The organism is Paenibacillus sp. GCM10027627 (assembly GCF_042675505.1).
Taxonomy (GTDB): Bacteria; Bacillota; Bacilli; order Paenibacillales; family Paenibacillaceae; genus Pristimantibacillus.
In genome coordinates this window covers 617305-629949 of sequence record NZ_JBHTHB010000001.1, presented here as the reverse complement: position 1 = coordinate 629949, position 12645 = coordinate 617305, and the positions used below count along the sequence as shown (strand labels likewise).

The 12645-nt window shown below is 45.2% G+C and carries 12 protein-coding genes; 4 read left to right on the top strand and 8 right to left on the bottom strand.

Annotation, left to right across the window (positions count from 1 at the left end; genetic code table 11):
• Positions 1-117 precede the first annotated feature (117 nt).
• A complete protein-coding gene (locus ACFQZE_RS02995; RefSeq protein WP_379353506.1) occupies positions 118-1149 on the top strand; it encodes a MerR family transcriptional regulator in 1032 nt (343 codons plus the stop codon).
• 103 nt (positions 1150-1252) lie between these two features.
• Here ACFQZE_RS02995 and ACFQZE_RS02990 read toward each other — a convergent pair whose 3' ends face one another.
• The 3 genes from ACFQZE_RS02990 to ACFQZE_RS02980 all read right to left on the bottom strand — a co-directional run bounded on the left by ACFQZE_RS02990 (position 1253) and on the right by ACFQZE_RS02980 (position 5457).
• The gene (locus tag ACFQZE_RS02990; protein WP_379353504.1) at positions 1253-3301 is read right to left on the bottom strand and encodes a serine hydrolase domain-containing protein; all 2049 of its coding nucleotides are present in this window, start codon (positions 3299-3301) and stop codon (positions 1253-1255) included.
• 103 nt (positions 3302-3404) lie between these two features.
• Complete coding sequence (locus ACFQZE_RS02985; RefSeq protein WP_379353502.1) at positions 3405-4715, bottom strand: GHKL domain-containing protein; 1311 nt, start codon at positions 4713-4715, stop codon at positions 3405-3407.
• On the bottom strand, positions 4702-5457 hold the full coding sequence (locus ACFQZE_RS02980; RefSeq protein ID WP_379353500.1) for a LytR/AlgR family response regulator transcription factor: 756 nt from the start codon (positions 5455-5457) through the stop codon (positions 4702-4704). Before ACFQZE_RS02980 ends, ACFQZE_RS02985 begins: the two co-directional genes overlap by 14 nt.
• Before the next feature lie 193 nt (positions 5458-5650).
• On the opposite strand from ACFQZE_RS02980, the gene ACFQZE_RS02975 reads away from it, so the two are divergent.
• The 3 genes from ACFQZE_RS02975 to ACFQZE_RS02965 are packed head-to-tail and all read left to right on the top strand — an operon-like array spanning position 5651 to position 7516.
• On the top strand, positions 5651-6505 hold the full coding sequence (locus ACFQZE_RS02975; RefSeq protein WP_379353498.1) for an ABC transporter ATP-binding protein: 855 nt from the start codon (positions 5651-5653) through the stop codon (positions 6503-6505).
• Entirely contained in the window at positions 6498-7151 is a 654-nt protein-coding gene (locus ACFQZE_RS02970) for an ABC-2 transporter permease (RefSeq protein ID WP_379353495.1), read from the top strand. Before ACFQZE_RS02975 ends, ACFQZE_RS02970 begins: the two co-directional genes overlap by 8 nt.
• Positions 7151-7516 carry a GntR family transcriptional regulator gene (locus ACFQZE_RS02965; RefSeq protein WP_379353493.1) on the top strand — a complete coding sequence of 122 codons (366 nt, stop codon included), beginning with the start codon at positions 7151-7153 and terminating at the stop codon, positions 7514-7516. The genes ACFQZE_RS02970 and ACFQZE_RS02965 overlap by 1 nt, the downstream gene beginning before the upstream one ends.
• 98 nt (positions 7517-7614) lie before the next feature.
• On the opposite strand, the gene ACFQZE_RS02960 is transcribed toward ACFQZE_RS02965, so the two are convergent.
• From ACFQZE_RS02960 to ACFQZE_RS02940, 5 genes are all read right to left on the bottom strand, one after another.
• Entirely contained in the window at positions 7615-8298 is a 684-nt protein-coding gene (locus ACFQZE_RS02960) for a DnaD domain protein (RefSeq protein WP_379353492.1), read from the bottom strand.
• A 34-nt stretch (positions 8299-8332) separates the two neighbouring features.
• A complete protein-coding gene (locus ACFQZE_RS02955; protein WP_379353491.1) occupies positions 8333-9550 on the bottom strand; it encodes an acetate kinase in 1218 nt (405 codons plus the stop codon).
• Positions 9550-10419, bottom strand: a complete 870-nt coding sequence (locus ACFQZE_RS02950; protein WP_379353490.1) for a 3-hydroxyacyl-CoA dehydrogenase family protein — start codon at positions 10417-10419, stop codon at positions 9550-9552. The genes ACFQZE_RS02955 and ACFQZE_RS02950 overlap by 1 nt, the downstream gene beginning before the upstream one ends.
• A 111-nt stretch (positions 10420-10530) precedes the next feature.
• The gene (locus ACFQZE_RS02945) at positions 10531-12024 is read right to left on the bottom strand and encodes an AAA family ATPase (protein WP_379353489.1); all 1494 of its coding nucleotides are present in this window, start codon (positions 12022-12024) and stop codon (positions 10531-10533) included.
• On the bottom strand, positions 12017-12556 hold the full coding sequence (locus ACFQZE_RS02940) for a hypothetical protein (RefSeq protein WP_379353488.1): 540 nt from the start codon (positions 12554-12556) through the stop codon (positions 12017-12019). Before ACFQZE_RS02940 ends, ACFQZE_RS02945 begins: the two co-directional genes overlap by 8 nt.
• Between the last annotated feature and the right edge of the window lie 89 nt (positions 12557-12645).

Below are 12645 nucleotides of genomic sequence, written 5' to 3'. Positions count from 1 at the left end.
CTGGCTCCGATATTTCATCGGGGTCAGCTTGTTTAATTTCCATTTAAGATTGACTTTGACGCTGCGTCAACGTTCATAATGAAGAGATAAATCCAGCAAACACAGGAGTGAGACGCCATGAAAGTGCATGAAGCCGCGAGGCTTCTCGGCGTGACGCCGCGAACGCTGCGTTTTTACGAAGAAAAAGGGCTTGTCGCTCCGCAAAAAGAAATTGAAAACGGATATCGAAGCTATTCGGAGGAAGATTTGATCGCCTTGCGCTGGGCCATTTCGCTCAGAGAGCTTGGCATACCGATCGCCCGAATTTACGAGCTCATTCCTCTTCTTTCTCATAAGGAGCTTTTTTTCAAAAAAATGGATGGCGTACGTGCCCAGCTTTACGAAGAGATGATAAGCGCTACTGAAGCCTTGCGGGCCTTTGACGATACGCTGAGCGCTTGGCGGGGCAGCGACCGCCCAGAGCTTGAGCAAGCTGAGCTGGCCGCGCACCAAATGAAGCAGAACCGTTCCTTGCGCTCCGCTTGGAAGGACGAGTGGAACTATGACGGAATGGCAGTTCAGCATGGGCAAAACGGTCCTCTTGTTGCGTTGTCGCCTTATTTAACTCCCCAGCTTTATGAAAGGGCGCTCAGGCGAACGGCAGATTGGATCGATCCATCCGCTGATGAGGAAGGGCTGGACGCCGGAGCCGGGAGCGGCAATTTGACCGTTTTGCTGCAGCAGTCTGGTGCTCGTATAACGGCTGTCGAGCAATCCGGCGAAATGGTGTCACTGCTGCGGGAGCGGCTGCCAACCGCCGATTCCAGACAAGGCAACTTGCTCGCTCTCCCCGTATCGGACCAAAGCTTCGATTTTATAGCCTGTACATTCGCTTTGCAGCATCTTACTCCATCCGGCCAATTGCTTACGCTGGCCGAAATGGATCGGGCGCTTCGCCCCGGCGGCAGGCTCGTGTTGACCGGCTGGATGACCGATAGCAACAGCCTCGCCCACAGCGCAACGTTTGAAGGTGCCGCTCCCCTTTCAAGCGGTGGGCTGACGGCCTCCCTGCTCACCGAACTTATCGAGTGGCTTCAGGCCAAATCATATTCCGTTGTCGTCGAAACAATACATGATCCTATTCGGCTGCTGTTCGCAGCCAAGCCGTAAGTCTCAAGTCCGGCGTGTTCAGGTCCTTGATGAATTTATCGCCGGACTGTCATGCAACAGGCTCATACCCCAAACATCTGAATCCATCCACGTAAGAGAACGGTCAGCGCTTCGATTGCCATTCTGTTTTTAATACATCGCCTTTTTCCCCGCCAAATACGATCATTCCGCCTTCAGGAAGGGCAACCGAATTTTTGCTCCCGATCTTTGAAAAATGGACAACGGCTCCTTTGGCATCATAAACCGCAAATCCCCCACTTGCAGGCGATTTTACCGTCAACACCTTGTTCGCCGTTTTTTTGTCAATTTTGTACCAGACTGCCTCGCCATTGTTTATGCGGACCGAGGAAGTTCCCTCTGGAAACGGTTTGATTCCATCTTCGCTCAAATAGGTTTCTCCGTTAATCGTTAAATACTCCGTTTGTTTCTTTTTGTAAAAACTCAAATCAAACGTATCCCTACCGAACATAATGGGAATTTGGACCTCATTGACTGCTTTATTCGCACTTACAATTTTAGCGCCAAATGCGTAACCGCTGCCGGCATCAAAGGATATTTTTTTACTCAATAATACTGGCCACAGGTAACCCACTGAGCTGATTTTTTCGTCCAAACGATAATACGTTTTACCGTTCCTTTGCTCCCATGCCTTTTGTATGTTTTGATCAAGCGGGTTGCGATCCAATTTTTGATAAATATATACGCCCATCAACATTTGGCCTAACCCTGGGTAGGATTGATAGCCGTAATACTTAATATAGGTCTTTCCGTTTTTCGCACGGTCAAAGCTGACAACTACACTTCCGTCCTTGTTTTTGAACTGCCCGTTGCCTGTATAAACAAATTTTTGGGGTGGCCCCATAGCGGTACTAAGCTCCGGAAATATTTCTCCATTTTTGATTTCCAAATGAACTGTGCCGCTTGGGGAACCATATATTCCAGAGTAACCTTCCATTTCTGCCGGCATTTCCGCCGGAACCGCCGGCTCAAACGTACGATCAGGCAAAATCTCCTTCACGCTGCCTTTTGCTTTCAAGTACTCCAGTAAAACTTTTGACGCCAACAGATTATTTGAGAAAGAAGCTCCCCCTGAAGAAAGCACGGCCATCGAAATATTATATTGGGGCAGCGAAATCAGACTTGCATGATACAAAATCGTATCCCCGCCTTTGGATAAGGCCGTAATGCCGTATTCGTCAAACGGAGCCTGCCTAACGGCATCCCAGCCTAGGCCGTAATTAAAGGAATTGGACTCCTCCTCTATCCACACTCCCTTTTTGTATTCATGGCTTTGCATAGCCTTAACCGACTTTTCGGATAAAAGATCGGTCCGGTTCCCGATGAGCACTTCCGCAAACTTGGTGACTTCCTCAGCAGTCGAATAAAGTCCACCCGTCCCGATGACGTTAATATTTTCAACAGGCAAAGCCTGCTGGAACTCTGGCACATACGTCTTTGCAAGCCTGCTTCTATCAAAAGAATCTAATGGAGTTTTAGTAGATTTTAGAGCAAGCGGGTTATAAAAATGTACTTGAAGAAACTTGCTGTAGCTTAACCCGCTTACTCGTTCAACCAAAATTTCAAGCAACTGAAAGCCGTCATTCGCATATACCGAAAATTCTCCTGGTTCCGCCTTTAATCGCGCTGACTTCAGCCTGTTTAACAGGCCATCATGAGCTCTCGTATCATTGTCATTGAACAAAAAGCTGCCTTCAAAGGAACTTCCGTACAATCCGGATGAATGATTCATCAACATGCGCGGCGTAATTTTTTTGTACCGTTCATCCGCCATTTTAAAATCTTTTAAGTACGTAGTGAGCGGCTTATCGATATCAATTTTTTTGGCATCGGCCAGTTTCATCGCTGCGGCCGTCACGTACATTTTGCTCGTTGAACCAATTCCAAACATCGTGTCTTTCGTTATCGGCGCCTTAGTCGCTTTGTCTTTTACACCGGCGCTGCCAGATAAAACGATGGACCCGTGATCCCGGATTGCGTACTGAATCCCGCTTACACCATAATCGGACACCATTTTCGAGGCCAACACCTTTGCCTTTTGTTCGACCGAGGAAGAGGCCGGCTCAGCAGACGCCGGAATGACCGGAATGGCGATAAGCAAAGCGCTCATAAACCCTAAAATCTTTTTTCTCATAAATTCTACCTCCATTAAATAGATTGCTTGAAAGTGCTGAATAAAGCATACAAAGAAATAGACGCTTTTATAGAAAAACGGCCTGAAACGAAAAAAACAATCCCTAAACAGCATGCTGCTGTGTAAGGATTGTTTCGTTAAACGGAAGAAGAACCATGTTGTTAAATTGTTTATGGTTCGTTTCAATTTTCATATGTCCGCCATATTTGTCGCAAATTCTAGCTATATTGGTTAAACCGATTCCGTGAAACTCCGGTTCTGGCTTTTCGCTGCGCAGTTGAGTTTCTTCATGATCCGTCCGATTTAAGATTTGAATGAGAAGACTCGACTCGGTAGAGTGTATCTTGATAAGAATATACCTGTCTTCCGCAATTTTCACCCTTTTGGAAGCTTCCATTGCGTTGTCCAGCATATTTCCAATTACAACGCATAAGTCATAACGGTCGATAGCAATTGGATGTACGTTTAAACTCAACTTGGTATCTATTTTAATGCCGTTGGCTTGTCCGATGTTCAGCGTATTGGTGACAAGAGCATCAATGACCAGATTCCCAGTATTCACTCGTTGATAGGCGTCTTCGACTTTATTTAATGTCGTTTTAATATGTTCAACTGCGGATACCAGCTCATTTCTTCTAATACATTCTTCAATATACAAAAACTGTTGATTCGTATCATGAATAATTCTTTTAATCGATTTAAAGCTATGAACAACCTTTTCATAATTCGCATCCTGGTAGTCCATTTGCTTTTGAAGCCGATCATTTTCATGCATGAATTGAAACTTGTCAATAATCGAATCAAAAAGATAAACAATCATAATATTTAAAAAAAGAAATGTTATGCTAGAGATAAAATAATAAAAATTCATGTAAGTTATAATACTTAGCTGGTAAATACTCATAGCGGGAATGACCAAAAATAACGCGTAGTATCGATAAGGCAAAGTAATACTTCTACGTTTTTTAACGAGTCTTATGATCTGAATGACAGGAAACATGATCAGACAATCGAGAATGATCGCTTTTGTATGAGCAATTTGCACTTGCTCCTTAATAGGTTTAAGAATGCTGAAGTCGACAGAATCGAAAGTATGAATCATATAAACGGAAATAAAATTTACGATAGTAAATAAAACAGCAAACAATATAGAAAAAACAATTTTTAATTTCATCTCAACTAGATAAGATTGCGCAACACTAATAATCATAATAATAGTGATTAACGATGAAAGGACGGGGCTGAAAGCAGTCGTCGTCAAATAGATATAATCGATCAATCCGAAAATGGCAAAATAAATAAATCGATTCCTCTTTTGAGCGAATTTGCCGAACACCGAATTAAAATAAAAATTTAACTGAACGCCCATTACAAGCACTACGAAAAGGACAATAGGCCAATTATTTTGAATCATAGCTACCGACCTTCATGATCATATATTTGGTGTAAACATCTTTGACCTCTTTTATTTTGGATCGGCCGATCGGCAATTCCAATCCACTCGCCATATGCACCTCTCCGCTGGAAAACTTCCTAACATGAAGCAGATTGATAATGATAGACCGATGAATTTGCAAAAAGCTATGGTCCCTCAAGGCCGATGCATATTCAGAAATAATCCCTTTGCTTTCATAGGTTCCATTAGTTGCCGTAAAAATGAGTTTGCTTTTCATCGTTAAGCTTTTGGCCGCTTCAATGCAAATGAGGTCATCATGCTTAAGGACGACTTCATCATAGCCCGATTTAATGATCATAAATTTTTTATCAAGAGACTTAAAATATTGGCAGAGCTTAATGATCTTCTCCTCCATAACGGAAGGAGCAACAGGCTTAATCAAATATTGAAAGGTCATCACATCAAAACTTTCCACCATATATTCAGGATAGCTGGTCAAAAAAATGATTCCTTCATCCAGTTTTTTTAAGCCTCTAATTTTTCGAGCGGTTTGAATCCCGTTTATTCCGCTCATTTCGATATCTAAAATCAAAATATGGAATGAAGGCTCCCCTTGCTCATAGTGGGATAAGAGCTGCTCACCCGAGCTGAATAATTGAATTTCAAAATCGATATTTGCCTTTACCGATAATGCAATTAACATACTTTTCACAAGCTCTCTTTGTTTTTCCTCGTCATCGCAAACCGCTACCCGGTACATGCAAGGTCCTCCCAACCCAAATCTTTATCTACATTTCAAAGCACTATATCATATCATATCACTTTTAAATCTTTCAAAAATAATCATGACTTGAAACGCAAATTCGAATCCCTAAAAAGGAATTGACATACAGTAAACGCAATGTTATATTGTGCATACACAACATACACAATTTGAGAGTGGAGGAAACGATATGCTGGCTTTAGATATTAAAAATATAAGCAAAAAATATGAGCATTTTCATCTTAAGAACGTATCATTTCAACTCGAGAAGGGCTATATTATGGGGTTTATCGGAGCCAATGGCGCTGGGAAAACAACGACCATCAAGTCCATTTTGAATTTAATTCATGTGGACAGCGGAGAAATTCACATTTTAGGCAAAAGTATGGCTGAGCAAGAGCTCCAATTGAAGCAAGAAATGGGCTCGGCATTTGGAGATATCAATTTCTATACCCGCAGCAAAATCAAAACATTAACAAGCGTGATCAAAAGATTTTACACCAATTGGGATGATGATATTTACTACAAGTATTTAAAAAAATTCAGCCTGATTGAAGACAAAAAAATCAACGAATTATCTACCGGCATGAAAGTCAAATACAGCTTGGCTATTGCTTTGTCACATGGCGCAAAACTGCTTATTTTGGACGAACCGACAAGCGGGCTTGATCCCGTTGCCAGAGACAATTTGCTTGATATTTTTCGGGAGCTGGTGCAAGACGGAGAAATTAGTATCCTGTTTTCCACCCACATCACGAGCGACTTGGAAAAATGTGCGGATTATATTACCTACATCCATAATGGTCAAATTATCAATAGTGCGGAAAAAGAAGATTTTATCGATACGTATCGCTTGCTTAATGGCAGGAAAGAACAATTAGATTCCGTTAAAAACCAGTTAATCTCTTACAAAACAAGCTCTTTTGGCTTTTCGGGCTTAATTCATACCAAAGACTTTGATCCATCTCTAGATATAAAATCAACCGTTCCGAATCTAGAAGAGATTATGATTTATTGCTCGAAAAAGGAGGATCATTATGTATAACTTGTTAGTTAAAGAGTTAAAGCTGGGAGTCCACCCTTTCTTTTTTATTATGCCTTTTTTAACAGGCGCTTTAATGCTCATTCCTTCTTGGCTCTATTTCCTCGTTACCCTCTACTTTTGTTTTATTACGATACCGAACATGTTTGCAGGCTATAAATCACATAATGACTTAATTTTTTCAAGCATTCTGCCCATTACTAAAAAAGACTTTGTAAAAGCAAGAGTGGTCTTTATCGTCCTTTTGGAATTACTGCACATTGGTGTTGCTATCATCTTTGGCCTAATATCGCTGCGCTTGTATCCCAATTTAGATTATACTTTTTTCGCCCCCTCTTTCGGTTTTTGGGGACTCACGTTCGTCATGCTCGCGATTTTCAACCTTGTTTTCATAACGATGTACTACAAGACAGCGTATAAATACGGCGTGGCAGCAGGCGCATCCATTACAGCTGCTATATTGTTTGCTGGGGGAGCAGAATGGATCGGCTTGCAAAACTCAAAAGTGTTTGATCTATTTAAAGGAAGCGGTATGGATAATTTAGCGGTCCATCTTCCTATTCTGGCAGCCGGCATCGCCATATTTGCGATATTTACGATAATCGCGTATTATATTGCCATCAAACGGTTTCAGAAAGTGGAAATATAATGGACATTGCAATTTTGAATAATTCTGATAAACCTATTTATCAGCAGCTTTTTGAACAAATCAGTTCCCAAATTTTAAATGGCGAGCTTGAAAGCGGGTATAGTCTGCCCCCGATCCGTCAGGCGGCAACCGAGCTTCGCATTAGTATTATTACCGTCAAAAAGGCATGGGAGGAACTCGAACGTCACGGATTGATTTATACGGTAACCGGCAAAGGATGTTTTGTCGCTGATTTAACGGCCGAACAAATGCTTCATAAACGTAATGAAATGATTCTTCAGCAGATGGCCGTCGATACCGCCTTTTACAAATCGTTTGGTCTCACGATTGAAGAGGTTTATGAGCTTCTAAAACGAATTTATTAAATCAGCCATCATCATCTAAATAGATGAAGGGGATGTCCCAAAGGCCGCTACTACATGCGGTCCCGTGGACATCCCCTTCATTATGCTTTCAAACCAACTTATGACTGCCCGCCGTAAAAACGCTGGGAATGAGCTCTTGCCTCTTCCGCGTTCGTAATCCGGTTGCGGCTCCAGTCATACAAGATGCGGTCGATATAGCGCAAGCTTAGCTTGCCCGCGAATACAGCTTCCTTTAATGCGAATAAAATGATTTCTTCGGTATAGCCGTCCTGATCAAGCCATATCGTAATCGTTTCGCATTCCATCGGCGAAAGCAATCTCCCAAATTCCTGTTCGAATACGGTGAATAAGCTTATCGCCGATAATTTGGGAGCTGCTGGCTCCGACTGCTTTCCCGCCTTTTTGGCTTCGCGCTTCGATGCTGCCAGCCATTCGGCCGCCTTCATGAGCCAGCCGTTCCAATTGTAGCGTTCAGCTTGAAGACCGGTCACCTCATCCACATAATCGTCGATGGTTAAATAACCTTCCTTCATGAGCCGGCCCAGCCATCCTCCGACCTGACGGACGGTTACTCCCATTCTCCCTGCCAATTCCTCCGGCGTCGGGAAGTCGTTCCGCTCGTTTTGCGCATACTGCATAATGTTCAAAAGCAACAGGGCTTCCGAATCCGAAAGCCCCAAGCTGTTGTAGCAGCGCAGCAAAAGGCCCGGAATGTAAACGCCGCCTTCGCCGTATGCCGCAGCCATTCCGTGCGAATACGCCTTCCAAATCTCGTCGTTCAAACCAGGCCTCTCCCCTCATCTATAAAAAACGATATTAAACTTCCTTAGAAGCGGCGGCATTAACGATGGAATACGTATCCCGTGCAATAAGCAGCTCTTCGTTTGTTGGAACAACCAGCACTTTCACGCGGGATGCCGGCGTTGAAATTTCTCTTGCTTCTTTGCTTCTTTGCGCATTCAGCTCGTTGTCGATCTCTATTCCGAGGAAGGACAGGCCCTCGCATACCGCTTGACGCACAATCGGGGCGTTCTCCCCTACGCCTGCCGTAAATACGATAACATCAATGCCGTTCATTCCAGCGGCATAAGCGCCGACATATTTTCTAAGACGATAGGTGTACATGTCAAATGCCAGCTTGGCATTTTTGTCGCCATCGTTCATCGCTTCCGTCACTTCGCGCATATCGCTGCTGATGCCGGAAATGGCCAGCATGCCGCTATGCTTGTTAAGCATAGAGTTGACTTCGCCAAGCGTAAGCTCTTCTTTGTTCATGACAAACGGTACAATCGCAGGGTCGATATCACCGCTTCGCGTTCCCATCATTAACCCTTCAAGAGGCGTCATGCCCATGCTCGTGTCGAACGATTTGCCATCCAAAATAGCTGCGCAGCTTGCGCCATTGCCGATATGGCAAGTCACCATCTTCAGCGACTCCAAAGGTTTGCCCAAATAACGCGCCGCCTTGTCGCTTACATAAGCATGCGAGGTGCCATGGAAGCCGTAGCGGCGAATTTTGTGGCGGCGATAAAGCACAGTCGGAATCGGGTACAAATAAGACGTATTAGGCATCGTCTGATGGAATGCCGTATCAAATACAACGACCTGCGGAACGCCAGGCATATTGGCTTCAACCGCGGAAATGCCCATCATATGCGCCGGGTTATGCAGAGGCGCAAGATCGAACAAACGGCGAATTTCCTGCTTCACTTCCTGTGTCACAAGTACTGAACCTTTAAACACCTCGCCGCCATGAACGATTCGATGTCCAACCGCATCAATTTCGCTCATCGATTCCAGCACGCCATGTTCTTTATGTGTCAGCATGTCAATAACGCGCTTAACGGCGGTTACATGCTCCAAAATTTCGCTAACATTGCTAACTTCCGGTTTGCCCGCCGGCTCATGCGTCACAATAGAGGAATCCATGCCGATTCTTTCGACACGGCCGCTCGCAAGCACGCTTTCGTTTCTCATGTCATAAAGCTGATATTTCAAAGACGAACTTCCTGCATTAATAACTAGAACTTTCATTAGATCCGATCCCCATCCTTATCGTATTGGAAAAAGCCGACTCCCGTTTTGGCGCCTAAGTGACCAGCGCGTACCATTTTTTTCAACACGATGGATGGACGGTATTTCAATTCTCCATATTCGCGGAACATGCGCTCCAGCGCGGCAAGCACCGAATCAAGTCCGAAGCGGTCAGCCATTTCGAACGGCCCATGCTGGAACGAGTAGCCGATCCGCATTGCGTTGTCGATGTCTTCTGCAGATGCGACGCCTTCTTCCAAAACATGCAGCGCCTCGTTAATAAACAGGCAGATCAGACGGGTCGTTACAAAACCTGGCGATTCGAAAACCATAACGCCTTTTTTCTGAATCGTTTCTTCAACAAAATGGTTTGTCTTCTTGAACGTATCGTCGGATGTCTTCAGCCCGCGAACGATTTCAACCAAATCGATTTTGAAAACCGGATATATAAAATGAAGGCCGATTACACGATCAGGCACACTCGTTACGCTGGCCAGCTCTGTCAAGCTGAGCGTCGACGTGTTGCTCGCAAGAATCGTGTTTTCTCCGCAAATGGCGTCCAATTGCTGGAACACTTCTTTTTTTGCATCCAAATCTTCCGAGATCGTCTCGATAATGAGCTCGCAGTCCGCAAGTTCCTTATACTCTCTCGTCTCGTGAATTTTGGATTGAATCAGTTTCTTTTCGGCTCCGGTCAGAGCCCATTTTTCGATTTGTTTATCCAAACTTACTTCAATCATTTGCAATCCGTAGGCAAGACGCTCCTCGGAACGCTCTAGCACATAGACATCCAGCCCTTTCGATGCAAGCATCTCTGCAATGCCTTGTCCCATAGTACCAATACCGATAACTCCAACTTTCTTAATCATTGATGCAATTGCTCCCTCTAGATAGTTTCAAATCTTATTATAACGTTTTTGAGGCAAAAGAGAAGGCGGACGCGGGGTCCGCCTTTAAATTGTAATATTGTTGACACGAATTCAGGCCGCTTCATGCCCTTTCATCAAAGCTCTAAACGATTCTCCGTCCAAACTTTCTTCCTTCAGTAAAATAGCAAGCGACGATTCGAACAATGCTTTTTTCTCTTTCAGCATGCCACCCGTCTTCTCCATTAATTCATCCAGCACGGACTTCGTAATGTCCGCCCATTTATCCGGAGTCATCATAGATGCATCGATAATGCCGAGCGGAGTAAGCCCGGATTCCACAAGCGTTTTAACGATGCCTACCGCCTGCTCGAAATCTCCTCTGGAACCTGTGCTGCGGTTGCCGTAAAATAACTCTTCCGCTGCCGCTCCGCCCAGCGCGATCATAATTTGACCATGGAGAAACGGAGTCGTATACAAATAGTGATCTTTGGCTGGCTGATGCCTGACGTACCCCAGCGCCCCGCCTCGCGGCGAGAGAGCGACCTGAGAGACGCTTCCCGGCCTTACAAGCTCTGCCATAATGGCGTGACCCAGTTCATGCAGCGCGACCCGCTCACGCTCCTCCTGCGTCGTTTCCCGATCAGTCTTTTCTCCCAGCATCACTTTGTCAATCGCCATCGTCATATGACGCTCCCCGATTTCGGCCGACTGTTCCCGCAGCGCATAAATCGCCGCCTCGTTCATTACCGACTCCAGCTGAGCGCCTGAGAAGCTGTACGTCTGCTCGGCAATCCGCTCCAGATTTACTGACTGTGCAATCGGCTTATTGTCCGCATGTATGTTCAAAATATGGAGGCGTCCTTTTTTGTCCGGCAAGTCAACGCCGATATGCCGATCGAACCGCCCTGGACGAAGCAGCGCGCTATCGAGCATTTCCTTGCGGTTGGTTGCGGCGATAATCAATATACGCGGCGATTCGTTTGCGTGTATGCCGTCCATTTCTGTAAGCAGTTGATTCAGCGTCTGATCGTACTCGCGATGCTGGCCGCCGTCCCGTTTGCCCCCGATCACTTCAATCTCATCGATAAAAATAACTGCGCTGCTTTTGCCCAATTTTTTCGCTTTTGTGCGCGCCTCTTTAAACAAATCGCGAATGCGGCCCGCGCCGACGCCAACGTACATTTCCACAAATTCGCTGCCGGATGCCGCCAAATAGACGGAGTCTGTATATTGCGCAGCCGCTTTGGCAAGCAGCGTTTTCCCGGTTCCCGGAGGTCCCGCCAGCAAAATGCCTTTGAGAGGCCGAATCCCCAGCTTTTCAATTTGCTCCCGCTTCACCAAAAAATCTAGCGCCTCAACAAGCTCCCCTTTGGCTCGCTCTTGACCGCCAATTTGTTCAAACGTAAAAGAGGTGGGAGCGACTTCGTTTCTCCCTTTGCCACCGGGAAACGCGGCAAGTTTGCCTCTCCCTCTTGCCGTATAAAAAACGGCGCCTCCGATCGCGGCCAAAAATAAAACCGGCAATACGTTAACGCCTAAAACAAGCAAAAACAAAAGCAGTACCGGAACGAATCCGATCGCCATTTCAAGTCCGTACTTACGCATTGCCCCACACCCCCAGTTTGTTCGGTGTTCTTGGCAAAACAATAAACTTTGCGTCTTGACCGCTCACAAGTGTGATGTACACATTCGTTTCGTCCATTTCCGTCTTAGCTTGTACGCCAGCTTGTCCGGCAACCACTCGATCCATCGTTTTTGGAATGTCCGAATACGTCTTAGTTTCCATCGCTTCGGCTACTTCAAACAGCGCTTTTTGCCATAGTCCGTCCAACCGTTTGTCCTCTTTCGACTTAATGTCTACAGCCAGCTGCTTGCCCGCTGCAACCTCATTGCTCTTTTTGCCTATCGCTGCGTAAACTTCCTTTAAACTAGCTTCCTGGGAAAGCTCAACCGACACCTGCACTTTATCTTGACTGATTGCCGGTTTCTCCGCTTTTACAACACCCGGAACGTTTTGCAGAGCATCCGACAAAGGCGCCGCCACGGCCGCTTGCTTATAAACCGTCCATCCGCCAAACAATGCGGCCGCAGATACAACTATGGTGACAACTATAGGAATAACACGAGGCTTTCTCATTAGATGATTCCCTCCTGTTTTATAATCTATATGAATGTATATATCATTTGCTATACGATAGTATATCATGTTAGAACGTTCATTTGTCG